Source organism: Sphingomonas sp. (assembly GCF_035910975.1).
In the GTDB taxonomy this organism is placed as follows: domain Bacteria; phylum Pseudomonadota; class Alphaproteobacteria; order Sphingomonadales; family Sphingomonadaceae; genus Sphingomonas.
The window spans coordinates 108742-133136 of sequence record NZ_JAMHWM010000029.1 but is presented as its reverse complement, the minus strand read 5'-3'; the positions used below and the strand labels follow the sequence as shown (position 1 = coordinate 133136).

Annotated in this window: 19 protein-coding genes; 9 read left to right on the top strand and 10 right to left on the bottom strand. The window is 68.7% G+C overall.

All coding sequences use genetic code 11. The annotated features are described in order from the left end of the window. Nucleotides 1–125: 125 nt before the first annotated feature. Genes VYI76_RS06930 through gatC form a run of 5 tightly spaced genes read right to left on the bottom strand, consistent with a single transcriptional unit; the run spans nucleotide 126 to nucleotide 4344 of the window. Entirely contained in the window at nucleotides 126–566 is a 441-nt protein-coding gene (locus tag VYI76_RS06930) for a hypothetical protein (RefSeq protein ID WP_326524041.1), read from the bottom strand. Further along, nucleotides 563–2014: an Asp-tRNA(Asn)/Glu-tRNA(Gln) amidotransferase subunit GatB gene (gatB, locus tag VYI76_RS06925; protein ID WP_326524040.1), complete on the bottom strand. Its 1452-nt coding sequence runs from the start codon at nucleotides 2012–2014 to the stop codon at nucleotides 563–565. The genes VYI76_RS06930 and gatB overlap by 4 nt, the downstream gene beginning before the upstream one ends. 1 nt (nucleotide 2015) lies before the next feature. Continuing rightward, nucleotides 2016–2576, bottom strand: a complete 561-nt coding sequence (locus VYI76_RS06920; RefSeq protein WP_326524039.1) for a TIGR00645 family protein — start codon at nucleotides 2574–2576, stop codon at nucleotides 2016–2018. Beyond that, nucleotides 2573–4057, bottom strand: a complete 1485-nt coding sequence (gene gatA, locus VYI76_RS06915) for an Asp-tRNA(Asn)/Glu-tRNA(Gln) amidotransferase subunit GatA (protein ID WP_326524038.1) — start codon at nucleotides 4055–4057, stop codon at nucleotides 2573–2575. Before gatA ends, VYI76_RS06920 begins: the two co-directional genes overlap by 4 nt. Beyond that, nucleotides 4057–4344 carry an Asp-tRNA(Asn)/Glu-tRNA(Gln) amidotransferase subunit GatC gene (gene gatC / locus VYI76_RS06910; RefSeq protein ID WP_326524037.1) on the bottom strand — a complete coding sequence of 96 codons (288 nt, stop codon included), beginning with the start codon at nucleotides 4342–4344 and terminating at the stop codon, nucleotides 4057–4059. Before gatC ends, gatA begins: the two co-directional genes overlap by 1 nt. Before the next feature lie 167 nt (nucleotides 4345–4511). Here gatC and VYI76_RS06905 point away from each other — a divergent pair, with 167 nt between their 5' ends. After that, the gene (locus tag VYI76_RS06905) at nucleotides 4512–5612 is read left to right on the top strand and encodes a DUF3089 domain-containing protein (RefSeq protein ID WP_326524036.1); all 1101 of its coding nucleotides are present in this window, start codon (nucleotides 4512–4514) and stop codon (nucleotides 5610–5612) included. Between the two features lie 113 nt (nucleotides 5613–5725). Here the strand turns inward: VYI76_RS06905 and VYI76_RS06900 are convergent, their stop codons facing one another. Continuing rightward, entirely contained in the window at nucleotides 5726–7807 is a 2082-nt protein-coding gene (locus tag VYI76_RS06900) for a malate synthase G (RefSeq protein WP_326524035.1), read from the bottom strand. A gap of 95 nt (nucleotides 7808–7902) precedes the next feature. On the opposite strand from VYI76_RS06900, the gene VYI76_RS06895 reads away from it, so the two are divergent. Next, nucleotides 7903–8772, top strand: coding sequence for a LysR family transcriptional regulator (locus tag VYI76_RS06895; protein WP_326525052.1), 870 nt, complete (start codon nucleotides 7903–7905; stop codon nucleotides 8770–8772). Here VYI76_RS06895 and VYI76_RS06890 read toward each other — a convergent pair. Genes VYI76_RS06890 through VYI76_RS06880 form a run of 3 tightly spaced genes read right to left on the bottom strand, consistent with a single transcriptional unit; the run spans nucleotide 8769 to nucleotide 14177 of the window. Continuing rightward, nucleotides 8769–9683: a DUF4886 domain-containing protein gene (locus VYI76_RS06890; RefSeq protein WP_326524034.1), complete on the bottom strand. Its 915-nt coding sequence runs from the start codon at nucleotides 9681–9683 to the stop codon at nucleotides 8769–8771. The genes VYI76_RS06895 and VYI76_RS06890 overlap by 4 nt on opposite strands. Nucleotide 9684: 1 nt before the next feature. Beyond that, nucleotides 9685–12786, bottom strand: a complete 3102-nt coding sequence (locus VYI76_RS06885; RefSeq protein WP_326524033.1) for a TonB-dependent receptor domain-containing protein — start codon at nucleotides 12784–12786, stop codon at nucleotides 9685–9687. Nucleotides 12787–12803: 17 nt separating this feature from the next. Further along, complete coding sequence (locus tag VYI76_RS06880; protein ID WP_326524032.1) at nucleotides 12804–14177, bottom strand: dicarboxylate/amino acid:cation symporter; 1374 nt, start codon at nucleotides 14175–14177, stop codon at nucleotides 12804–12806. 216 nt (nucleotides 14178–14393) lie between these two features. On the opposite strand from VYI76_RS06880, the gene VYI76_RS06875 reads away from it, so the two are divergent. Both VYI76_RS06875 and VYI76_RS06870 read left to right on the top strand, forming a co-directional pair. Further along, nucleotides 14394–16163 carry a sensor histidine kinase gene (locus tag VYI76_RS06875; RefSeq protein WP_326524031.1) on the top strand — a complete coding sequence of 590 codons (1770 nt, stop codon included), beginning with the start codon at nucleotides 14394–14396 and terminating at the stop codon, nucleotides 16161–16163. Next, a complete protein-coding gene (locus VYI76_RS06870) occupies nucleotides 16160–17479 on the top strand; it encodes a sigma-54-dependent transcriptional regulator (protein WP_326524030.1) in 1320 nt (439 codons plus the stop codon). The genes VYI76_RS06875 and VYI76_RS06870 overlap by 4 nt, the downstream gene beginning before the upstream one ends. On the opposite strand, the gene VYI76_RS06865 is transcribed toward VYI76_RS06870, so the two are convergent. Beyond that, nucleotides 17459–18217, bottom strand: a complete 759-nt coding sequence (locus VYI76_RS06865) for an arylesterase (RefSeq protein WP_326524029.1) — start codon at nucleotides 18215–18217, stop codon at nucleotides 17459–17461. The genes VYI76_RS06870 and VYI76_RS06865 overlap by 21 nt on opposite strands. Between VYI76_RS06865 and VYI76_RS06860 the strand changes: the two genes are divergently transcribed. From VYI76_RS06860 to VYI76_RS06840, 5 genes are all read left to right on the top strand, one after another. Then, nucleotides 18216–18914, top strand: a complete 699-nt coding sequence (locus tag VYI76_RS06860) for an ABC transporter ATP-binding protein (protein WP_326524028.1) — start codon at nucleotides 18216–18218, stop codon at nucleotides 18912–18914. The genes VYI76_RS06865 and VYI76_RS06860 overlap by 2 nt on opposite strands. Then, nucleotides 18911–21415, top strand: a complete 2505-nt coding sequence (locus VYI76_RS06855; RefSeq protein WP_326524027.1) for an ABC transporter permease — start codon at nucleotides 18911–18913, stop codon at nucleotides 21413–21415. The genes VYI76_RS06860 and VYI76_RS06855 overlap by 4 nt, the downstream gene beginning before the upstream one ends. A 23-nt stretch (nucleotides 21416–21438) precedes the next feature. Continuing rightward, entirely contained in the window at nucleotides 21439–22455 is a 1017-nt protein-coding gene (locus tag VYI76_RS06850) for a YeiH family protein (protein WP_326525051.1), read from the top strand. Between the two features lie 110 nt (nucleotides 22456–22565). After that, nucleotides 22566–23135: a TetR/AcrR family transcriptional regulator gene (locus tag VYI76_RS06845; protein WP_326524026.1), complete on the top strand. Its 570-nt coding sequence runs from the start codon at nucleotides 22566–22568 to the stop codon at nucleotides 23133–23135. A gap of 58 nt (nucleotides 23136–23193) precedes the next feature. After that, nucleotides 23194–24393 carry an efflux RND transporter periplasmic adaptor subunit gene (locus VYI76_RS06840; protein ID WP_326524025.1) on the top strand — a complete coding sequence of 400 codons (1200 nt, stop codon included), beginning with the start codon at nucleotides 23194–23196 and terminating at the stop codon, nucleotides 24391–24393. Nucleotides 24394–24395 lie beyond the last annotated feature (2 nt).

The window sequence follows — 24395 nt, the reverse complement described above, 5'->3', positions numbered from 1 at the left end:
GCACAGTGCCCCCGCCCCGTCACCCGCCGCACGCGCCTGCGACGACGGAAAGACTATGATGCGCCAGGGCTTTACGCAAGATATTGCGCTACGGAGCCAGGATCGCGACCTCGGGCAACGAAGCCCTATTTGATGATGCCGGGCGGCACCTCGGCGTGCGAGGTCTGAGTGGCGCCGATAGCGGTCAGCATCACCTGGGCGCCATCGGGCCGCTTGCGGATCGCCGCATAGTCACGCGCTGGCATCCGCCTGATCGAATAGCCCTGGGCGCGCAGGCAATCGTAATAGCTGTTGAAGAAGGCCGTTTGCGCATCGATTCCCGGCGCCAGCCATGACTTGCTGCCAGCCGGCGGCGCCGTGGCCGGCTGGCCGGACGATCGCCGGCGCTCGCTTGCGCCAACCTGCTTCTCGACCCCCTTCGCCTGCGTCATGCAACCCTGCTGGTCCGCCGACGCCTGCTCCGTCAAGACGCCCGGTTTCCACGGGTAAAGCATGTCGCGGGCATCGGCGGCGGTTGCCAGGCCGGCCGCCGCGATCAATGCGGCTCCGACGCCGAACGCCCTCACCCCAGCGCCTTCTTCAACAGCTCGTTGACCACCGCTGGATTGGCCTTGCCGCCCATCGCCTTCATCGTCTGGCCGACGAAGAAACCGAACAATGCTTCCTTGCCGCCGCGATATTGTTCGAGCTGGCCGGGGTTCTTCGCCAGCACGTCCGCGATCACCGCCTCGATCGCGCCGGTATCGCTGGTCTGCTTCAGGCCGCGTTCCTCCACGATTTTGGCGGGATCGTCGCCGGTTTCCAGCATCACCTCGAACACCTGCTTGGCAAGGCTGCCCGAAAGCGTGCCGTCGGCGACCAGCGCAAGCAGATCGGCCGCGTGCCGCGGCGAGACCGGCGAATCCTCGATCCCCTTGCCGATACGGTTCAGCGCGCCGAACAATTCGGAGGCGACCCAGTTCGCTGCCTGCGTCGGGTTGGCGTCGGTCGCCAGCAGCGCGTCGAACCAGCGCGCCGTCTCGACCTCGGCGGTCAGCACCTGCGCATTGTACGCGCCGATCCCGGCGTCCATGTACCGCTGGCGCTTCGCATCAGGCAGTTCGGGCAGGCTGGCGCGGCATTCCTCCAGAAACGCATCGTCGAGTTCGAGCGGCAGCAGATCGGGATCGGGGAAATAGCGATAGTCGTGCGCATCCTCCTTGGATCGCATCGATCGCGTCGTGCCGCTGTCCGGGTTGAACAGGCGCGTTTCCTGGACGATCGTGCCGCCGCCCTCGATCACCTCGACCTGGCGCATCGCCTCATGCTCGATCGCCTGCATGACGAAACGGACGGAGTTCACGTTCTTCGTCTCGGTCCGCGTGCCAAGTTCGTCGCCGGGCTTGCGCACGCTGACGTTGACGTCGGCGCGCATCGAGCCCTGATCCATATTGCCGTCGCAAGACCCGACATAGCGCAGGATCGACCGCAGCTTCGTCAGGTATGCCCCGGCCTCCGCCGGCGATCGCATGTCCGGGCGGCTGACGATTTCCATCAGCGCGACGCCCGAACGGTTGAGATCGACATAGGACATGGTCGGATGCTGATCGTGCATCAGCTTGCCGGCATCCTGCTCGACGTGGATGCGTTCGACGCCGATCGCCTTGGCATCGCCGTCGATCTCGATCTCCAGCGTCCCTTCGCCCACCAGCGGGTGATAGAGCTGGCTGATCTGATACCCCTGCGGCAGATCGGCATAGAAATAGTTCTTGCGATCGAACCGCGACCAGCGGTTGATCCGTGCGTCGATCGCCATGCCGGTGCGCACGGCCTGGCGGATGCACTCGCGGTTGGGCACCGGCAGCATTCCGGGCATCGCGGCGTCGACCAGCGACACCTGCGAATTGGGCTCCGCCCCGAACGCGGTCGACGCGCCGGAAAACAGCTTGGCGTTGGAGGTGACCTGGGCGTGGACCTCGAGGCCGATCACGACCTCCCACTCGCCGGTGGCGCCCTGGATGCGATAATCCTTCATATCAATGCTTTACCTGCGTCATGCGATCGACCCAGGCGATGCCGATCGCCGAGGCGATGAACGCCATATGGATGATCGTCTGCCACAGCACCGCATCGACGGTAATGCGGCCCGTCGGCTGGCCCAGCGCGCCCGCCTCGATGAAGGTGCGCAACAGGTGGATCGACGAGATGCCGATGATCGCCATCGCCAGTTTCACCTTGAGCACGCCGGCATTGACGTGGCTCAGCCATTCGGGCTGGTCGGGGTGGCCCTTCAACCCGAGCCGGGATACGAACGTCTCGTAACCGCCGACGATCACCATCACCAGCAGGTTGGAGATCATCACCACGTCGATCAGGCCGAGCACGACCAGCATGATCTGCTGTTCGGTGAATTCCCAGGCGTGAAGGACCAGGTGGCGCAGTTCCTTGACGAACAGGAAGACGTACACGCACTGCGCGACGATCAGCCCGACGTAGAGCGGAAGCTGGAGCCAGCGCGAACTGAAGATCAGCAGGGGCAGCGGCTTAAGCTTGACCGGCACCGATTCCGACAGCGGATCGGGAAGCGCGGCGCTCACCACCATTGCTCCGCGCGCGCGACAAACCCGGCGCGCTGCTCGATCGCGAGGCCGGCATTGAGCACGCCCTGTTCGTCAAGCGGCTGGCCGATGATCTGAAGACCGAGCGGCAGCCCGGACTTGTCGAGGCCGCCGGGCACGCTCATCGCGGGCAGGCCGGCAAGGCTAGACGGCACGGTGAACACATCGTTCAAATACATCGCCAGCGGATCGGCTGATTTCTCGCCCAGCGCGAACGCCGCCGACGGCGCGGTGGGGGTGAGCAGCAGGTCGCAGCTTTCCCACGCTTTCTCGAAATCCTGCGCGATCAGCGCACGGACCTTCGACGCCTGGGTGAAATAGGCATCGTAGAAGCCCGCCGACAGCACATAGGTGCCGATCAGGATGCGGCGCTTCACCTCGTCGCCGAAGCCGGCGGCGCGCGTGGCGGCGTACATCGCCTGCAGGTTCGCACCCTCCGGCAGGTCGCGCAGGCCGTAGCGCACGCCGTCATAGCGCGCGAGATTGGACGACGCCTCCGCCGGGGCGATGATGTAATAGGCCGGCAGCGCGTATCGGGTGTGCGGCAGCGACACCTCGACGATCTCCGCCCCTGCATCCCTCGCCCAGTCGATGCCCTGCTGCCACAGCGCCTCGATCTCCTCGGGCATGCCGTCGACGCGGTATTCCTTCGGGATGCCGATCCGCTTGCCGTGCAGGCTGGGGTTCAGCCCATGTTCCCATGCCGGAACGTCAAGCTTCAGCGAGGTGCCGTCCTTCGCGTCGAAGCCTGCCATCGCCTCCAGCATGATCGCGCAATCGGTGACGTCGCGCGCCATCGGCCCTGCCTGATCCAGCGACGAAGCGAAGGCGACCACGCCCCAGCGCGAGCACCGGCCATAGGTGGGCTTGATGCCCGCGATGCCGGTAAAGGCGGCGGGCTGACGGATCGAACCGCCGGTATCGGTGCCGGTCGCCGCCGGGCACAGCCGCGCTGCGATCGCCGATGACGATCCGCCCGACGAGCCACCGGGAGCAAGCGGGGCGTTGCCGCCGTCGCTGCGCCGCCACGGCGAGATGACGTTGCCGAAATAGGACGTCTCGTTCGACGATCCCATCGCGAACTGATCGAGGTTCAGCTTGCCGAGCATGCCCGCCCCCGCGTCCCACAATTTCTGCGAGACGGTGCTTTCATATTCGGGCTTGAAGCCTTCAAGGATGTGGCTGGCCGCGGTGGTCTGCACCCCCTTTGTGCAGAACAGGTCCTTCATCCCGATCGGCACGCCGGCCAGCGGCTTGAGCGCGTCGCCGGCCGCGCGCGCGCGATCAGCCTCGCGCGCGGCGGCAATCGCATGGTCGGGCGTCTCGACGATGAAGGCGTTGAGCGACTTGGCCTGCGACACGCGGGTGACGAAGGCATCCGCCACCTCGACCGCGGAAAACTGGCCGGTACGGACGCCGTCGCGGATCTCGCGGACGCCAAGGTCGGTGAAGACGGTCATTATTCGATCACCTTTGGCACGCCAAAGAACCCGTGTTCGGGCGCCGGCGCGTTGGCCAGCACCGCGTCGCGGATGCCGCCGTCGGTGACGACGTCGTCGCGCAGGCGCAGGTGGTTGGGGATCACGGCGGTCATCGGCTGCACCGACGAGGTATCGACCTCGCCGAGCTGCTCGATCCAGCCGAGGATGTTGTTGAGTTCGGGCACCATCCGCTCTGCATCGGCATCGTCGATGGCGATGCGCGCGAGGGAGGCGACCTTCTTCACGGTTGCGGTGTCTACGGACATGGGAAGCGCGGCTAGCAGAGCGCCACGCCGCAGCGCAACCAATTCGACGCGCCAGCGGGATGCGGGGAGTCGCCGTGCCGGGAATTGCAAGCCGCGCAATCCTGTTGCACGGGTCTTGCGATTGCCCTTGCCGGGCCATTGTTGCACGGCACAATGAAAGACGCAGCGTGGCCCGGAAGTTCCTCTATGTCGTGGCAAGCCTGATCGTGCTGGCGATCGCCGCCGCCTTTGCCTACCGGCTCTGGGGGGTCGACCTGGTTCGCCGCTACATGACGCCCAGCGTCGCGTTCGAGGCGAAGCCGGCGCTGGCGGGCGATGCCTATGCCGGGCGCGACATGTGGCTGGCGAGGCCCGATATTCCGGGAAATCCGGCGCTCTGGGTGCCGGCGGGACAGGCGGCGGCGGATGGCGGCGCGGCGGTGTTCTTCATCCACCCGACATCATACCTCGCAACCGATCACTGGAACGCGCCGCTCGACAATGTCGAGGCGAACGACCGCGCCCGGCTGTTCCTGCGCGGCCAGGCGAGTGCGTTCAACGCCGCCGGCCAGGTGTGGGCGCCGCGATACCGCCAGGCGGCGTTCGGGGCGTTCCTGACGACGCGCGCGGATGCCGAGAATGCGCTGGCGATGGCGTATCGCGACGTCGCGCAGGCGTTCGACGCATTTCTCGCCGCCAATCCCGATCGGCCGATCATCCTTGCAGGGCACAGCCAGGGCGGGCTGCACCTGACCCGGCTGCTACGCGAGCGGATCGCCGGCAAGCCGCTCGGCAAGCGTGTGGTCGCGACCTATGTCATCGGCTGGCCGGTGTCGAAGGACACCGATCTTGCCGCGCTCGGCATGCCAGAATGCACCGCGCCCGACCAGACCGGCTGCCTGCTGTCATGGCAGAGCTTCGGCGAACCGGCCGATCCTTCGCTGATCCTCGACACGTTCGACGCGACCACCGGCTTCGACGGCCGCCCGCGCCGCGGCACCGCGATGGTCTGCACCAACCCGCTGACCGGCACCGCCGGCGGCGAGGCGCCCGCGAGCGCGAACCTGGGGACGCTGTTCCCGACCAAGGATTTGGGGAGCGCGACGCTGGAACCGGCCCGCGTCCCGGCGCGCTGCGACGGTCGCGGCCTGTTGCTGATCGGCGAGGGGCCGGATGTCGGCGCCTATGTGCTGCCGGGCAACAATTACCACGTGTATGACGTCAGCCTGTTCTGGGGGAATGTCCGTGCTGACGCCGCGCGACGGCTGGCGGGGTTCGTGAAAGGCTAATCCTCACCCCGTTCGTGCTGAGCCTGTCGAAGCACCGCACTTCGTGCGGCGAACGATCAGCGGGCGTATCGTAGCACGGCCCTTCGACAAGCTCAGGGCGAACGGAAACTGGCTTATCCGGCCGCCTTCGCCAGCGCGCGATAGCGGTGCAGCAACGGCTCGGTATAGCCGTTCGGCTGCTCCACCCCTTCGAACACCAGCGCCCGCGCCGCGCGCCAGGCGAGGCCATCGGGCGTCAGCGGCCGATAGAGCGAGTCGCCCGCGTTCTGCGCATCGACCTTGACCGCCATCCGCGTAAACGCCGCGTCGACCTCGTCCGCCGCGCACACGCCGTGCAGCAGCCAGTTGGCGATATGCTGCGAACTGATGCGCAACGTCGCACGGTCTTCCATCAGGCCGACGTCGTGGATGTCGGGCACCTTCGAACAGCCGATCCCCTGGTCGATCCAGCGTACGACATAGCCCAATATGCCCTGCGCGTTATTGTCGAGTTCCTCGCGCACTTCCTCCGGCGTCCAGTTGCGACCGGTCGCGACCGGCACCGACAACAGCCGGTCGAGCGAGGCGACGCCCTCCCCCGCCCGCTCCGCCTGGCGCGCGAAGACATCGACGTCGTGGTAATGCGTCGCGTGCAGCGTCGCGGCGGTGGGCGACGGCACCCAGGCGGTGTTCGCGCCGCTGCGGGGGTGGCCGATCTTCTGGTCCAGCATGTCGGCCATCCGGTCCGGCGCGGCCCACATGCCCTTGCCGATCTGCGCCCGCCCGCCGAGCCCGCAGGCAAGGCCGATCTGGACGTTGCGATCCTCATAGGCGGCGATCCAGTCGGACGCCTTCATCGCGCCCTTGCGGATCATCGGCCCGGCACGCATCGATGTGTGCATCTCGTCACCGGTACGGTCGAGGAAGCCGGTGTTGATGAACACGATCCGGTCCTTCACCGCATGGATGCAGGCGGCGAGATTGACGGAGGTACGCCGTTCCTCGTCCATCACCCCCACCTTGATCGTGTGGCGGTCGAGACCGAGCAGATCCTCCACGGCGTCGAACAGGCGATCGGTGAAGGCGCATTCCTCCGGCCCGTGCATCTTGGGCTTGACGATGTGGATGTTACCGGCGCGGCTGTTCGCGCGTGATCCGCGCACGTCATGCAGCGCGATCAGGCTGGTGACGATCGCGTCGAGTATGCCTTCCGGCGCCTCGCCGCCGTCGGGCAGCAGCACGGCGGGCGTCGTCATCAGATGGCCGACGTTACGCACGAACAGCAGTGACCGGCCGGGCAGCACGATCTCGCCGCCATCGAGCGCGTCGTAGCGGCGATCGGGATTCAGCGTGCGCGTCAACATCCGTCCACCCTTGTCGAACGTCTCGTTCAAATCGCCGCGCATCAGCCCAAGCCAGTTGGCATAGGCCGCGACCTTGTCCGCCGCATCGACCGCGGCGACCGAATCCTCCAGGTCGACGATCGCGGTGAGCGCGCTCTCGAGGATCACGTCGGCGATGCCGGCGGGGTCGTCACGGCCGATCGGGTGATCGCGGTCGATGACGATTTCGATATGCAGACCGTTGTGGCGGAACAGCCAGCCCTTGTCGCTCATGCCGACCGCCTGCGCTGGATCGGCGAGCGGGATGGTCGCAGCGTCGGTGAGATTCGACCATGATCCCTCCGCCAGCGGCACCGACCGGTCGAGAAACGCCTTCGCCCACGTGATCACCTGCGCGCCGCGCTCCGGATCGTAGCCTCCCGGCGCCGGCGCGCCGTGGATCGCGTCGGTGCCGTAGAGCGCGTCGTACAGGCTCCCCCAGCGCGCGTTCGCCGCGTTGAGCGCGAAGCGGGCGTTGAGCGCCGGCACCACCAGCTGCGGCCCGGCGATCCGAGCGATCTCGTCATCGACCTCCCCGGTCCCGATCCTGAACGGCGCTGGATCGGGCGCCAGATAGCCGATTTCGCGGAGGAAGCCCTGATACTCGATCTGGTCGATCGACTGGCCGGCCCGCTCGCGATGCCAGGCATCGATCCGCGCCTGGAGCGCATCGCGAGCCGCCAGCAGCGCGTCATTCTCCGGCGCGAACCGCGCGAAGATCGCCGCGGTGTCGGTCCAGAATGCCGCCGGGTCGATACCGCTGCCCGGCAGTGCCCGTTCCTCGATGAAGGCGGCGAGTTCGTCCGCCACCTGCAATCCCGCGCGCTCGATCATCGCTCGTCCTTTCGTATCGCGCCCTCCCTAGACCGGACAGTTTTCGTTCACTAGACGACGTGAAAGACTTTCTGCCGTTCATCAGGAGAACGAATATCGATCCCGACCTCGCCCTGTTCGCACGCATCGTACACGCCGGCAGCCTCGCCGGTGCCGCGCGCGCGGCGGGCCTGTCGCCGCCGATGGTGTCGAAACGGCTCGCCCGGCTGGAGACGCGGCTTGGCGTGCGCCTGTTCGATCGCACGACGCGCAGCCTGAGCCTGACACCGCGCGGCGAGCGTTTCTACCGCGACGTCGCCGCCATCCTGTCAACGCTGGCCGAGGCGGAGGCGCGCGTTGCCGACGCCCTGCCCCAACCCGCCGGACCGCTCATCGTCAGCGCGCCAACCTCGTTCGGGCGGCTCCACCTCGCGCCGGTGCTGGCGCCATTCCTCGCGGCGCATCCCGCGATCGACCTGACGCTGGACCTGTCGGACGACTATGTCGATCTGACGGGCATCGACCTGGCGATCCGCATCACCGCCGATCCGCCGCGCGGATATGCCGCGCACCGACTGGCCGACAGCCGCCGCGTGCTTTGCGCCGCACCCGCCTATCTCGCCCGTCGCGGTGCCCCGGCGGATGCCGCCGAACTCGCCGGCCACCGCCTGCTCGCCGCGAACGGCCAGTTGCCGTGGCGATTGAGCGGCGGCGTGGTGATCGACGGGCAAAGCCACGTCCGCACCAATTCGAGCGAGGTCGTGCGCGAACTCGCCGTCGCCGGCGCGGGCATCGCGCTGCGTTCCCTGTGGGACGTGCAGGTTGAGCTCGCCGACGGCCGGTTACGGCGCGTGCTCCCGGAGCTGGAGGGCGCAGCGGATATCGCGATCCACGCCGTCCATCCCCGCGCCCCGACGCGCGGGGCGACGGCGCTGGTGGACTATCTCAAGACCGAATGGACCCAGCCGCCGTGGGAGGTGCCTTAGCGTTTCGGCTCCGCCGCCAGCGTTTCCCACGCCACACGCTGGAGCGCGACCGCCTGATCGTCGGACAGGCCAAGGTCGTCGGCGGCCTTTTCCTTCGGGCCCAGCGTGCGCGGATCGATGCCGGTGATCCGGCCGAACACCACCAGCGCCTCGAGGTACGACCCCGCGACGCTCGCGTGATAATGGTCGTAGGCCCATAGATCGAGCTGGCCGTAGGCAATGCCGTCATAGGGGTTGGGATCGGCGACCCCTCCCGCGAACGCACGGTTCCACGCCTGGCCGACCGGGATCACCCCGGCGATGTCGCGGCTTGCGGCGCGCGCGCGGTTCGATGCCGCACGCAGATCGTCGGCCATCCTGGCGATCGGCGCCCCGCTCCACGGGCTGCCCGGTTTCCATACGCGGTCGGCGCGGCTCCACGTCGCCATCAGCTCGACCTGCGCCTTCGGGTTCTGCCGCCTGAACATAGCGGCGAGCAGGCCCGCGTCGCGGATGTGCGTCGCCGCATCACCCGGCGATTGCGGGTTGAGCACACTGTGATCCTGCAGCACCACCACGTCCCACGGCCGGTCCATCAGCGCGCGCCGTTCCGCCAGATGCCATCCGAGCGTCCGCCCCCCCTGCGTCTGCAGGCTGACGTGCCATATTTGCCCGGCCTGTTCCGCGAACAGCCTGAACAGCGCCGGGATGCCGCCATAGCCCGCGTTGTTAAGGTCGGTGACGGTGTTCGCGCGATAGTTGCGCGCGGCCGAATGCGCGCCTTGCGTGAAACTGTTGCCGACGAACAGGATCGTCCGCGGCGCGGCGGCGGCGGCCGGTGCGGCGGCGACCGGCCGCGCCGGGGCCGGCGCCACCTGCGCGCTGGCCGGAACGGCGGAGAGAAAGGCGGCGAGGACGATCCAGGGCTTCACGTCAGAACCTCTTGCTGATGCTGGCGTAGAGATAGCGCGCATAGGGCGTGTAGAGCGAGCCCAGATAGCCGTCGGCGGTCAGCGGCGGATCCTTGTCAAAGATGTTGCGCGCGCCGATCCGCACCCTCGTGTCGTCCAGCGCGCCACCCTTGAAGCGATATTGCGCATAGAGGTTCACGGTCGCCTGCCCCTCCACCACATAGGGCTGGCCCGCCGTGTCGAGGAAATTGGTGTCATTGACGTCGGCGACATAGTTGACGAACCCGCCGATCTGGAAACGCTTGTAGCTCCAGGTGAGCGATCCGGTCAGCCGCCACTTGGGCCGCCCCCGCTGTTCGATCAGGTCGGTCGCGTCAGTCAGCGGGGTCGCCGCGTTGATCTGCCCTGCCGATCGCGCGTCGAACAACACCGCGACGCCTGGCGGGGTTTCCCGGCTGTACTTGATGAGATGCGCGGCGTTGAGCGCCAGGTCGAACTTTCCGACATCGGTGCGCAGATTGTAGAGCAGCGACAGGTCGAGCCCGCGCACCGTCTGCGGCAGCAGATTGGTGAACCGGTCGTTGATCTGCGTCACCGCGCCGGCGGGCGCCAGCCCGGTGCCGGCGAACACCGGCGTATCGTCGGCGGTCGGCGCGGCGCGGATCACGTTGGGGTTCGACGATCCCTGCAGACGCAGCAGATAGTCGAGCACCAGCGCGTTCTGCGGGCCGAATTGGCCGACGATGCCGACCTGGTTGATCGACCAGAAATCAGCCGTCAGCGTCAGCCTGCCCAGCTTGGGGTTCTGGAAATTCGGCTGGATCACGAAGCCCGCCGACCAGCTTGTGCTGTCCTCCGGCTTCAGATCGGGGTTGCCCGCGATGAAGATCGAATAGCTGACGCCGCGTGCGCACGCCCCGAAATTGGCGATGCGGCCGGCCCGCAGATCGGCCTCGCAGCGGAAGAAGTCCGTGTTCGAGCCGAGGCGCGAATATTGCACCGTCTTGGTCTGTTCCAGGTTCGGCGCGCGGAAGCCCTGCGACCACGATCCGCGCAGGCGGAAGCCCGGCGTCAGATCCCACGCGCCGGCGATCTTCGGCTTCGCGACCGAGCCGAAATCGCTGTAATGTTCGAACCGCCCGGCAAGCTGGACGTCGATGCGGTGGACCAGCGGGATATCCATGTCGGGCGAGACGACCGGCACGGCGAGTTCGGCGAAGCCCGAGAAGACTGTGCGCGCGCCGCGCGTCGACGGCGTCGGGCTGACCGCCGCTACGTTCGACAGGTTGCGCTCACCCGTCACCGAATCGACGAACTGGATCGTGCCGTTCAGGTTGTCACTGCGGATGTCCGCCTGCGTCTCGCGGCGCCCCTCGATCCCGAAGGCGATGCCGAGATCGCCGCCGGGCAGCGCCAGCAGGTCGGCGCGCGACAGCTTGAAATCGGCCAGCGCGAGCGTGGTTTTCGACCGGCGCACCAGATCGAATACGAAACTGTCGATCGTCGCCTGCGACGAGGGCGTGCAGTCACCCAGTTGCGGCGTCGCCGAACAGCCGCCGCTGAACGGATTGTACGCATCCGGCGTCGACAGCGCGAGCGCGGCCTGCAGCTTCGTCATGTTGATCGCGTTCGACGTGTCGGTCGCCTGCGCTTCCGAATAGAGGATCGCGGTGTCGAAATCGAAGCTGCCGAGCTTGCCCTTCAGCCCGCCCAGGAAGCGCGACTGCCAGTTCTCGACATTGACCACCTGATAGCCCGCATCGACGAAGCGATAGGTGCTCAGCCGCACGGGCAGGCCGGTGACCGGTACATTGGTCAGCCCTGCGACGCGGTTGGGATTGGCCTGGCCGTTGGCGAAGGTGACGGGCCCGAACGGGTTCCAGTAGTTCGACGCCGGAATGACGATCGCGTTCAGGTTGATCGTCGGCGGCTGGATGCGGCGGGTGTTGGCCAGATAGAAGCCTGCCTCGCCGTACAGCGTCAGCGTATCGGTCAGGTCGTAATGGCCCGATACGAAGCTGTTGTACCGCTTGATCGACGGGGTCACGGTGGTACCCGGACGGGTATCGAACCGTTCGGAGCGGAGCGTCGTCGCTGTCGCGCGGGTGCCGCTGCCAAGGCAGGTTTCGGCGTTCAATGTCACCGCGCAGCCCGGGTTGAGCACCGACTGGGTGTGGAACGCGCCCGCCGACGAGGTGAGCGCGGTGTTGCCCGGATTGCGCCGGATCGTGCCCGGTCCGCCGACGACGGCAAGGTTCGCCCAGGGGCTCTGTGTCGCACGGCCGTCCGCCGTCAGGTTGCCGGCGAAACGGGGATCGTCGGCGAAATACTGGAGCAGGTTGTCGGTCGCGGTGTAATATTGATCCTCCGCGAGCAGCGCGGTGCGCCGGGTATAGTCGAGGTAGATGGACACGTTCCCGCGATCGCCGCCGAAATTGGTGCCGAGCAGGCCGGTCGCCTGAAACTCGCGGCGACTGGTGCCTTCCGCTCCGCCGTACCGCAGGTCGATCTGGCCACCGTTCATCTTCGACTTGGTTACGGTGTTGACCACGCCGGCGACCGCATCGGCTCCATAGATCGCGGCGGCGCCGTCGCGCAGGATTTCCAGCCGCTCGATCCCGGCGACGGGCAGCGAGTTGGAATTGAAACTCAGCACCGGCACGTTGCCGTCGCCGGCCTGGCTGGTCGGGTGATTGACCAGGCGGCGGCCGTTCAGCAGCACCAGCGTGTTGCCGACACCCAGGTTGCGCAGGTTGATCGAATTGACGTCGCCACGCGCGGCGTTGGAGGTCTGCGGATTGTTCGCTTCGTTGAACGTCACGTCGCCGGCCTGCGGGATGGCGCGAAACAGTTCGTCTCCGCTGACCGCGCCGATCGCGTCGATCTGCGCGGTATCGACAACCGTCACCGGCAGCGCCGCGGTGGTGCTGGCGCCGCGGATCTGGGTGCCGACGACGACGATCTCCTGCGCGGGCGCAGCGCTGCCGTCATCCTGATCGGCCGATGCGGCCAGGCCGGGCACCGCCTCCGCCGGGGCCGCAGGCGCGGTCTGCGCCTGCGCGGCGCCCGCCGCCATCATCGCGATCAGCGCGGCACTCGTCCGCAGGGCCAGCCGGTTCGTCATGTCTTTCTCTCCCAGAATTAGCGCACCGGCTCTGCGGCCGGGTTTACGGTGACGAGGGCGTCGTCCTCGTCGATGGTTTCCGCGTCCGACACGCGGCGATCGTTGAGCACCTCGTGCAGGCGGGCGCGGTCGAGCTTGTTTTCCCACCGCGCCACGACGACGGCGGCGACGGCGTTGCCGATGAAGTTGGTCAGGCTGCGGCACTCGCTCATGAAGCGGTCGACGCCCAGGATCAGCGCCATGCCGGCAACCGGCACCGACGGCACGATGCTGAGCGTCGCGGCCAGCGTGATAAAGCCCGCGCCGGTGACGCCCGCGGCGCCCTTCGACGACAGCATGGCCACGCCGAGCAGCGCGGCCTGTTCGCCCCAGCTCAACTCGATCCCCGTCGCCTGCGCGATGAACAGCGCGGCGAGCGTCATGTAGATATTGGTACCGTCGAGGTTGAAGCTGTAGCCGGTCGGCACGACCAGCCCGACCACCCCCTTGTCGCACCCGGCACGCTCCAGCTTGCCGATCAGGCTGGGCAGCGCGCTTTCCGACGACGACGTGCCGAGCACCAGCAGCAGTTCGGCCTTGAGATAGGCGATCAATTTGAAGATCGAGAAGCCGTGCAACCGCGCCACCGCGCCCAGGATCACGACCACGAAGATCAGCGACGTGATGTAGAAGGTCGCGATCAGCGCGCCGAGATTGACGAGACTGGAGGCGCCATATTTGCCGATGGTGAACGCCATCGCACCGAACGCGCCGATCGGTGCCGCCTTCATCAGGATGCCGACCAGGCGGAACACGACGAGGGTGACACGCTCCAGGAAATCGAGCACGGGCTCGGCGGGCTTGCCGACCAGGCTGAGCGACACGCCGAACAGGATCGCGACGAACAGCGTCTGGAGGATCGAACCGTCGGTCAGCGCCGACGGCATCGTCGTCGGGATGATGTCGAGGATGAACGCGGTGAGCGTGCTCTCCTCCGCCTTGGTCGCATAGTCGGCAATTGCGCCGCTATCGAGCGTCGCCGGGTCGACGTTCATCCCCGCGCCGGGCTGGAAGACGTTGGCGACGATCAGGCCGACGATCAGCGCGAGCGTGGAAAAGAACAGGAAATAGCCCATCGCCTTGGCGGCGACGCGGCCCACCGCGGCAAGCTCGCGCATCCCGGCGATGCCGGTCACGACGGTCAGGAAGATGACCGGTGCGATTACCATTTTCACCAGCTTGATGAATCCATCACCCAGCGGCTTCAGCGCGGCGCCCGTCTCCGGCCAGAAATGGCCCAGCGTGACGCCGGCGGCGATGGCGACGAGCACCTGGAAATACAGGTGGCGCCAGATCGGCACGCGGCGCAGCGTTTCGGCATCGGGCGTGCGTTCGGTCGGAATCGCGATCATGACATCCCCTCGTGACGACGTTTCGGTCGCCGGCTTCCTTGCCAGAAGCTTCGAAGAATGGCGCTAAGGCATGGCGTCGGGCTTCACCACGCGCCGAACGCTGAGAACTATTATATTGTAATATATAGATTTTAATTGCCGCCAGTTGCCGCAAGCCAAACAATATGTGCGAAATTCCGCACACAGCGGCCGATGTTTGTGCGAAACTTCGCACCGATGCCGAGTCGCGCCGCCTTCGCCCGCCGGATCGCCGTGGTGCTGGCCGCGCTGCTCGCGCTCGCCGCGCTGCTGTTCGCCGCCGATCGCTGGGCGACGCTGCGCGCCGAGGGGATCACCGACGCCGACGCCCGCGCCGCCGCGCGCAGCCATGCCGGCCTGCTGACGTCAGAGCTGCAGAAGTTCCGCCTGCTGCCGCTCGTGCTGGTCGAATATCCCGACGTCGGCGCGGCGCTGGCCGGCGATGCGGTAGCCGCGCGGCGGCTGGATGCCACCTTCGAACTGCTCGCCGCTCGCACCGATGCCGCCAACCTGTACGCGATCGACGCCGCCGGCCGCACCGTCGCCGCCAGCAACTGGCGGCTGCCGACCAGCTTCGTCGGTCAGAACTACGGCTTCCGGCCCTATTTCCGCGGGGCGATGCGCAGCGGCGCGGCGGAACTGTTCGCGCTCGGCACCATCAGCGGCCGACCCGGCCTCTATCTGGCACGCCGGGTCGAACGCGCGGGCCGCTTTGTCGGGGTGGTGGTGGTCAAGGTGGAGTTCGACACCCTCGAATCGGCGTGGGCCAGGATCGGCGGCATCAGCGTCGTGGTGGATCGTCATGGCGTGATCCTCATCACCAGCCGCCCCGCCTGGCGCTTCCGTTCGATCGGCCCGGTCTCGCCTGCGGTTCTCGCCGACGCCCGTCGGACGCTCCAGTTCGGCGACGCCGCGCCGCAGCCCGCCCCGATCGCAATAGATGGCCCGTCGGCCCGGGTGAACGGCGCGGACCGGTTCCGCGCGGCCGAGGTGGAGGCGCCGATCGCCGGCGCGCGACTGATCCACCTGGCACCGCTCGACGCGGCCCTCGCGGCGTCTCGCGGCGTCGTCCTGATCTGGGGGCTAGGCCTGCTGCTGCTCGCTGCGGTGGCCATCGGTTTGGCAGTCCGGTCCGCCGAGAAACGCCGCCTCCAGCGCGAAGCCCGCACCAGGCTGGAGCGCGAGGTTGCCGCGCGCACCGCCGACCTGCGCGAGGCAAATGCCCAGTTGACCGTCGAATCACAGGAACGCGCCGAAGCGGACCGGCGATACCGCGCGGCGCGCGAGGAACTGGCCCAGGCCAACCGGCTCGGCACGCTCGGCCAGATCACCGCGGGGGTCGCGCACGAGATCAACCAGCCCGTCGCCGCGATCCGCACCTTTGCCGACAGCGGGGCGCGGCTGATCGAACGCGGCGGCGTCGATGCCGCGCGCGAAAATCTCGATCGCATCGTGGGCCTGGCCGACCGCATCGGCGCGATCACCGCCGAACTGCGCGGCTTCGCGCGCAAGCGGACGCCGGCCGGGGCCGGCGCAACGCTCGGCTCGGTGCTCGACGGGGTGATGATGCTGGTCGGCGAGCGCACGCGCGGCGTGCTCGATATCGGTATATCGCCGCAGCTTCGCGCGCTGCAGCTGGCCGGTGATCGAGTGCGGATCGAACAAATCCTGGTCAACCTGATCCAGAACGCGCTGGACGCGATCGCCGACAGCCCGGCCGGGCGGATCTCGGTTGATGCAGTACGCTCGGGCGAAGTGGTGACGCTGACGGTCGCCGATACCGGGCCGGGTGTGCCCTTGGCGATCGCCGACCAGCTGTTCACCCCCTTCACCTCGTCCAAGCCCGAGGGGCTCGGACTGGGCCTAGCCATCGCGCGCGATATTGCGCGCGAATTCGGCGGCGATCTGGTCCACCATCCGGCCCCGGTCGGCGCGCGCTTCGACCTGACCCTCCGGGTGGCTTCATGAACGTGATCCTCGTCGAGGATGACGATGCGCTGCGCGTCGCGACGGCGCAGGCCCTGGAGCTTTCGGGCTTTGCAGTGACGGCGTTCGCCGATCCGCGTGCCGCGCTCGCCGCCTTCCCCTCCGACTTCGCCGGGGCTGTCGTCTCCGACATCCGCATGCCGGGGATGGACGGGCTGGAGTTGCTCGCCGCGCTGCTCGACCGCGATGCCGAACTCTCGATCATCCTGATTACCGGTCACGGCGACGTCGCAATGGCGGTGGCGGCTCTGCATCGCGGCGCGTTCGATTTCCTGACCAAGCCGTTCGCGACCGACCATCTCACTGCCAGCGTCGCCCGAGCGATCGAACGGCGCGGGCTGGTGATCGAAAACCGTCGTCTGCGCGCGGCCGCCGCACGGCTTTCGGACAGCGGGCCGCTGATCGGCGACAGCCCGGCGATGGCGCGCCTGCGGGCATCGATCGGCCAGCTGGCCGATGCCGACATCGACGTGCTGGTCGAAGGGGAGACGGGCGTCGGCAAGGAACTGGTCGCGACCATGCTCCACCGGTCCGGGCCGCGCCGCGCGCGCCCGTTCATCGCCGTCAACTGCGGCGCGCTGCCAGAGGGGCTAGCGGAGATCGAGCTGTTCGGCCACGCGGCCGACAGCGTCGCCCACACCCGCCTGTCCCGCGACGGCCAGATCGCGGCATCGAGCGGCGGCACATTGCTGCTCGACGAGATCGACAGCATGGCCCCAGCGATGCAGGCCAGGCTGCTGCGCGTGCTGGAGGAGCGTGAGGTCCAGCCGATCGGCGCCGAACGCCCCCGCGCGGTCGATCTGCGGGTGATCGCGACGACCAAGCGGGACCTTGCCGCCGCCGTCGCGGCCGGGGATTTCCGCGCCGACCTCTTCTACCGGCTCAACACGGTGCGGCTGCGGGTGCCGCCTGTGCGCGAGCGCGACGGGGACAGCTTCCAGCTTTTCGCTGCCTTCGTCGAGGAGGCCAGGGTACAACTCGGCCGCACCGACCCGCCCGCGCTGGACGACACGGCGATGCGTCGGCTGAAGACCCACGACTGGCCGGGCAATGTCCGAGAGCTGCGCAACTTCGCATTCGAATCGGTGCTGGGGATCGATGCCCAGCCGGCGGCCGACAATCCGGACACGACCCTGCCGGAACGGGTCGCATCCTATGAAGCGACGCTGATCGAGGAAGCGCTGCGCCACCACGCCGGGCGCGTCGGCGCCGCGATCGATGCCCTCGGCATCCCGCGCAAGACCTTCTACGACAAGGTCTCGCGCCACGGCATTGATCTAGCGCGCTTCCGGCGCTGAACCTTTCGGCCCCGAACCTTTCGGCAGCGCCTCGCGCACCACGGGCGTCAGCCGGTCGGCGATCCGCCCGACGCCGGCGGCATTGGGGTGGACGCGGTCGGGCAGCATCAGCGCCGGATCGCCGATCACCCCGTCGAGAATGAAAGGATAGAGCCCGGTTCCGTACTCGCGCGCGAGATCGGCCCAGATCGCATTGAACCGCGCGCCGAATTCGGGCCCCAGATTGGGCGGCGCCTGCATGCCCGTCAGCACCACCGGCACCCGCCGCTTCTTCAGTTCGTCGAGCATCGCGACCATGTTCGCGCGCGTTTCTTCGGGCGAGATCTGGCGCAGCACGTCGTTGCCGCCCAGCCCGAGCAAAACCAGGTCGGGCGTGCGCGCCAGATTGTCTAGCGAGAAGGCCAGCCGCTGGCGCCCTGCGGCGGTGGTATCGCCCGACACGCCGGCGTTGACGACGTGCGCGTTGATCCCCGCCGTCCGCAGCCGCGCCTGCACCGCATCGGCCAGGCTCTCCCCGCGCTCCAGCCCGTAGCCGGCGTAGAGGCTGTCGCCGAACGCCAGTATCAGCCGTTCATCGCCCTGCGGCGCCGGCACCTCCGCCACTGCGTTTTCCAACGGGACTGGCACTGCGGTGTTGGTAACACTCACCGAATCGCACCCAACAAGCAGCAGCGGCTGGACAAGCAGCAGTGCGGCTGCGTAGCGATGGCGGACGATCTTCAAGGCGCCTTCCTTCATGAATCCTGTTTCCCAGGCCGATATGGTTGTTTCGGCGCGCGGCGTCACCCTCCGCCTGGGCAGCGCCGACGCGCCGACCGAAATCCTGCGCGGCATCGACCTCGATATCGCGCGCGGGACCAGCGTCGCGCTGCTCGGCCCGTCGGGATCGGGCAAGTCATCGCTGATGGCGGTGCTGTCGGGCCTCGAGCGGGCGAGCGCCGGGACGGTAGATGTCGCAGGGCTCGACTTCGGGACGCTCGACGAGGACGCTCTGGCGCGCGCCCGGCGCGGGCGAATCGGCATCGTGCTCCAGGCCTTCCACCTGCTGCCGACGATGACCGCGCGCGAGAACGTCGCGGTGCCGATGGAGCTGGCCGGCGTCGCCGACGCATTCGAGCGCGCCGAGGCGGAGCTCACCGCCGTGGGTCTGGGCCATCGGCTCCACCACTATCCAGCGCAACTCTCGGGCGGCGAGCAGCAGCGCGTGGCGATCGCCCGCGCGCTTGGCCCCCGCCCGCCGCTCGTCTTCGCCGACGAGCCGACCGGTAACCTCGACGCCGCGACCGGGGCGGCGGTCATGGACCTGCTGTTCGATCGCCGCGCCGCGACCGATGCCACGCTGATCGTCATCACCCACGATCCGGCGCTCGCGGCACGTTGCGACCGAATCGTCGAACTGGCGGATGGCCGTATCGCGGCGGATCGCGCGGCGTGAACGACTGGCGCATCGCCTGGCGGCTCGCCCGACGCGAGATCGACCTGAGATTTCGCGGCCTGCGGCTGCTGCTCGCCTGCCTGTTCCTCGGCGTCGGCGCGCTGGCGGCGATCGGTAGCCTGACGCAGGCGGTGACGCGCGAGATCGGCGCGCGCGGCGCGGTGATCCTGGGCGGCGACGTCGAGTTCACCGTATCGCAGCGCGCCGCGACGTCGGCCGAACGCGCCGCCATGACGTCGCTCGGGCGCGTGTCCGAGAGCCGCAAGATGCAGGCAAGTGCGGTGGGGGGCACGACCGCCGATCCGCGCATCGTGCCGATCGAGCTGAAATCGGTCGATGCCGCCTATCCGCTCTACGGGACGCTGGCGTTGCGGCGCGGAGCACCGGAGCCGCTTGCGGCCGGCGGCGCCTGGATCGCGCCGACCCTCGCCGACCGGCTGGGCCTGGCAGAGGGCCGCACATTCCGCATCGGCGGCGCGAGCTTCACCGTCGCGGGCGTGATCGCCGAGGAGCCGGACCGGCTGGGCGAGGGGTTCACGCTCGGCCCGGTCGCGATCCTGTCGCCGGAGGGACTGGCGCGGACCGCGCTGGTCCAGCCGGGCAGCCTGTACGAAAGCCGCTATCGCATCGCCCTGGCCGGCGGCGATCCCCGCGCGGTCGCCGACGATTTCAAGCGCCGTTTCGAAACGGGCGGCTGGGAAACCAAGACCAGCGCCCGCGCCGCCCCCGGCGCCGCGCGCTTCCTCGACCGGATGGGCGAGTTCCTGATGCTCGTCGCTCTCTCCGCGCTGGTCGTCGCGGGGATCGGCGTGGGCAACGGCGTGCGATCCTATTTCGCGGCGCGGCGCGGCGGCATCGCGACACTGAAGGTGCTGGGCGCCACGTCGGGCGTCATCGCGCGCATCTACATCCTGCAACTCGGCGTGATCGCGGCGATCGGCATCGCACTGGGGCTCGCCGCCGGCGTGGCCGCGGTTCCGGCGATCGTCGCCGCCGCGGGCAGCAGCCTGCCGGTCGCGCCCGAGTTCGCGATCGAATGGACGCCGCTGGCGCTCGCTGCTCTCTACGGCGTGCTGATCGCGATTGCCTTCACCGCGCCGCCGCTGGTTGCGGCAGGGCACGTCCCCGCCGCCGGCCTGTTGCGCGGCGTGCTCGATACGCGCCGCCCGCCGCTTCGCGCCACGCTGCCATGGGTCGCGGCAGCGGGCGCCGCTATCGTCGCGCTGGCGACGGCGACCGCGTCACAGCCCTGGCTTACCGCCGGCTTCCTCGGCGCGGTGGGCGCAGTGCTTGCGATCTTCACCGGCTTCGGCGCACTCGTCCGCCTCGCGGCGCGGCGCGCGCCCACCACCCGTCGTCCGCTGCTCCGCCTGGCGATCGCCGCGATCCATCGCCCCGGCGCACAGACCCGCGCGCTGGCCGTCGCGCTCGGCCTCGGCCTCACGCTGTTCGTGCTGCTCGCGGCGATCCGCACCAGCATCGATGCCAACATCGCGCGGACCATCCCGGCCCGTGCCCCGTCGCTGTTCGCGCTCGATGTGCCACCGCCGCGCGAGGGCGAATTCCGCGCTATCGTCTCGCGCGAGGCACAAGGCGCGACCATCCGCACGGTGCCTGCGATGCGCGGCACGATCACCGGATACGGCACCACCCGCGTCGCCGACCTCAAGACCTTGCCCGAAGGTGCCTGGGCGCTGCGCGGCGAACGCGGACTGACCTATTCGGAGAGCCTGCCCGAAGGCAGCACGGTCACCGCCGGCCAATGGTGGCCGAAGGGGTACGCAGGCCCGCCGCTCGTCTCGATCGACGAGCGCATGGCGACCGCGCTCGACCTGAAGATCGGCGACCCGCTCTCCTTCACCCTGCTCGGCGTCGAGCGGACCGCGCGGATCGCCTCGTTCCGGCGGATCGACTGGGACACGCTGGGTTTCAACTTCGTGATGGTCTTCTCGCCCAACGCGATTTCGGACGCCCCGCACAATCTGGCCGCGACGATCTATCTGCCCAAGGGGCGGGAGGCGCCGGTGATGCGGGCGCTGCTCGCGCCCTTCCCGTCGGTATCGGTGGTCGAGGTCGGTGGCGTGATCGGGCAGGTGCAGACGATCGTCCGCCAGCTTGCCGCCGCGATCACCGCCGCCGCATCGGTCGCGGTCCTCGCCGGGATCGCCGTGCTGGTCGGCGCGATCGCCGCCGCGCGGGAAGCGCGCACCTATGACAGCGTGATCCTCCGTACGCTGGGCGCGACGCGCGTACAGGTACTGGCGATGCAGGGGATCGAATATGCCCTGCTCAGCGCCGCGCTCGCCGCGCTGGCACTGGGCCTGGGGCTGGGCGGCGCGTGGTATGTCGTGACCCGGATCTTCGATTTCGCCTGGCTGCCCGATTACGGCGCGGTCGCGACGACGCTCGTCATCGGCGCCGGAGCGATCGTGGCGATCGGCCTGGCGGGCGCGTGGCCGATCCTCAGCGCCCGCCCGGCAAGCGCGCTGCGCCAGCTGTGAGCGAAGCGATGCGCCCTTTGCCGATGGCCGCCGACCTCTATGGCGACATCGTGGAGGGGCCGCGCCCGCACTGGCGCGACACGCTGCCCGGGCTCGCGGTGGTGGCGGCGGCAACGCTGGCGGCGGGGTTCCTGGCCGACCGCTACGGCGCGCCGCTGACGCTGATGGCGTTGCTGATCGGCCTGTCGCTCAATTTCCTGTCGGCTGACGCGCGGCTCCATGCCGGCCTCAATTTCGCCTCGCGCGACCTGCTCCGCTGGGGAATCGTGCTGGTCGGCGCACGCGTCACCTTCGGCCAGATCGCCGACCTGGGCCTCGTCGCGCTGGCGACCGTTGCCGCGCTGATCGCGCTGACGATCGGCGCCGCCGTGCTGATCGCCCGGCGACTGGGCTTCGATCGCTGGTTCGGCATGCTGGTCGGTGGCGCGGTCGCGATCTGCGGCGCGTCCGCGGCGCTGGCGGTGGCGACGACACTGGGGCCGAAACGGGTCAGCCAGGCGCAGCTGACGCTCGTGCTGATCGGCATTTCGGCGATGAGCGCGGCGGCGATGGTCCTCTATCCGATGATCGCGCACGCCCTGGGATATGCGGACGTGCCGGCGGGATTTCTGCTCGGCGCCGCGATCCATGACGTCGCGCAGGCGATCGGCGCGGGCTATTCCTATTCACCAACGGCGGGTCAGGTCGCGACGATCGTGAAACTGAGCCGCGTCGCCCTGCTCGCCCCCGTCCTGATGGCACTCGCCCTGTTCCTGCCGCGCGGTGAACGCGGCGGCGCGGGGATCGGCGTGCCGTGGTTCGTGGTCGGCTTCTTCCTGGTCGCGGGCGTCAATTCGACCGGGGTGATCCCCGACGTGGCCGTTCACGCGCTCGAAGCGATCGCCGCCGCGCTGCTCGCCGCCGCCGTCGCCGCCACCGCGATCCGCTCGCCACTCGGCCAGTTGCTCAGGATGGGCGGGCGGCCTTTCGCGGTGATCGCGCTTGCCACGCTGGCGCTGCTGATCCTGGCGACCGCGGCAAGCGCCCTGCTGATCGCCTGACGCCGGCTGCAATCGTCAGGCCGTGCAACGCAATCGGTCGCTTCGCGATTGACGCGGCTCGCCATGAAAGATACCGGCCGGTCGGTTTCAAATCGATCGAGTCTTCCGATATGGTCCCGCCGAAGGGATATGAACGCCGCAAGGATCCGCAGAAGGTGCGCGCCGCGCTGGTCGCGGCGACGGCGACGATCATCGCCGAACAGGGGCTGGGCAAGCTGACCGTCGATGCGGTTGCGCGCGCGGCCGGCGTCACCAAGGGCGGGTTGTTCCATCACTTTCCGACCAAGCAGGATTTGGTCGAAGGCGTGCTGGAGACGATGTTCGCGGAAGCCGAGGCGACGCTCGCTGATCTGATGGCCGCCGATGCGGAACCGCACGGCCGCTTCACCCGCGCGATGCTCAACGGCGTTTTCCAGAACCACCGCGTCTGCGATACCGTTTCGTCGCGGACACTGTGTCTGGCGATGACCGCTGACCCCCTGCTCCAGCGCCGCTGGGCCGACTGGTTCGCGCGCCAGCTCGCGCAATATGCCGAAACCGACGAGAACATTTCCTGTGCGATCGTCCGGCTGGCGACCGACGGCATCTGGCTGTCGTCGCTGCACGCCCCCAACCACGCGCCACCCGTCGCGCAGGACGTGCGCGATGCCCTGCTGGCGATGACCCGCCCCGGGCCCTGAATACCCGCACCGCCGCTACCTTCCGAAACCCCGGCTGCCATCCCCGGAGACATCCCCCGTGCCGAATCGCTTCCGCTCGACGCTCACGCTCGCCCTACTCCTGTCGCTCGCCGCCTGCGGCGGAGGCTCCGCGCCCCCCGGCGGCGGCGCGATGGGCGACCCCAGCCAGATGCCGCCTCCCCTCGTCGAGGCGATCACCGTCCGCACGCAGGACGTGCCCAACATCATCGAGCTGCCCGGTCGTATCGAGGCAGTCCGTATCGCCGAGGTACGCGCGCGCGCCGACGGCATCATCGAGCGCCGGCTGTTCACGGAAGGCACCGACGTCACCGCCGGCCAACCGCTGTTCCGAATCGATCCGCGCGACCTGTCGGCGCAGGTGGAACAGGCTCGCGCAGCGCTGGCCCGCGCCGAAGCAGCACGGTCGAACGCGGCCGCCATCATCCGCCGCTACGAACCGCTGGTGAAGGAGCGCGCCGTCAGCGGGCAGGAATATGACCAGGCTCGCGCGACGCTGCGCACGGAAACGGCGAATGTCGCAGATGCCCGCGCCGCGCTGACCCGCGCGCAGCTCCAGCTCGGCTACACCACCGTCCGCGCGCCGATCTCCGGCCGGATCGGCCGCGCCGCCGTCACCGAAGGCGCGCTGGTCAGCGCGACGCAGGCGACACCGCTCGCGACGATCGAGCAGCCCTCGCCGGTCCACGCGGTCTTCACCGAATCGAACGCCGCGATCCTCAACCTGCGCCAGGCCGACCGTTCGGGCGCCACCGACGTCAAGCCGCTGGCCCAGGTCGATGTCCGCCTCGTGCTCGCCAACGGCACCGAATATGGCCCGACCGGCCGCCTCGATTTCGCGGACCAGACTGTCGATCGCGAAACCGGCAGCCAGACGCTGCGCGCGGTGTTCCCGAACGGCGAACGGCTGCTGCTGCCCGGCCAGTTCGTGCGCGGCCGCATCGCCATCGGCACCTCGCCGAACGGCATCCTCATCCCGGCGCGCGCGATCCAGTTCGCTGAGCGTGGGGCGAGTGTCACCGTGATCGCCGCCGATGGCACCACCTCTCCCCGTCCCGTCCAGCTCGCCGGGCAGGTCGGCGGCAACTGGCTGGTCAAATCGGGATTGAAGCCGGGCGAACGCATCATCACCGAAGGCTGGCAGAAGATCATGGCACCGGGGATGAAGGTGCAGGTCAAGGGCGATCCCGCGCCCGCTGCGGCCGGGCAGCAGCCCGCTCAGCCGGCACAGAAGAAGTAAGC

Excerpts from the sequence above, each read along its gene's own strand:
- gatA (WP_326524038.1), bottom strand. The coding sequence starts at position 4,057 with ATGACCGTCTTCACCGACCTTGGCGTCCGCGAGATCCGCGACGGCGTC.
- VYI76_RS06875 (WP_326524031.1), top strand. The coding sequence starts at position 14,394 with ATGCCGAGTCGCGCCGCCTTCGCCCGCCGGATCGCCGTGGTGCTGGCC.
- VYI76_RS06865 (WP_326524029.1), bottom strand. The coding sequence starts at position 18,217 with ATGAAGGAAGGCGCCTTGAAGATCGTCCGCCATCGCTACGCAGCCGCA.
- VYI76_RS06845 (WP_326524026.1), top strand. The coding sequence starts at position 22,566 with ATGGTCCCGCCGAAGGGATATGAACGCCGCAAGGATCCGCAGAAGGTG.
- gatC (WP_326524037.1), bottom strand. The coding sequence starts at position 4,344 with ATGTCCGTAGACACCGCAACCGTGAAGAAGGTCGCCTCCCTCGCGCGC.
- VYI76_RS06870 (WP_326524030.1), top strand. The coding sequence starts at position 16,160 with ATGAACGTGATCCTCGTCGAGGATGACGATGCGCTGCGCGTCGCGACG.
- VYI76_RS06860 (WP_326524028.1), top strand. The coding sequence starts at position 18,216 with ATGAATCCTGTTTCCCAGGCCGATATGGTTGTTTCGGCGCGCGGCGTC.
- VYI76_RS06885 (WP_326524033.1), bottom strand. The coding sequence starts at position 12,786 with ATGACGAACCGGCTGGCCCTGCGGACGAGTGCCGCGCTGATCGCGATG.
- VYI76_RS06850 (WP_326525051.1), top strand. The coding sequence starts at position 21,439 with ATGGCCGCCGACCTCTATGGCGACATCGTGGAGGGGCCGCGCCCGCAC.
- VYI76_RS06880 (WP_326524032.1), bottom strand. The coding sequence starts at position 14,177 with ATGATCGCGATTCCGACCGAACGCACGCCCGATGCCGAAACGCTGCGC.
- gatB (WP_326524040.1), bottom strand. The coding sequence starts at position 2,014 with ATGAAGGATTATCGCATCCAGGGCGCCACCGGCGAGTGGGAGGTCGTG.
- VYI76_RS06900 (WP_326524035.1), bottom strand. The coding sequence starts at position 7,807 with ATGATCGAGCGCGCGGGATTGCAGGTGGCGGACGAACTCGCCGCCTTC.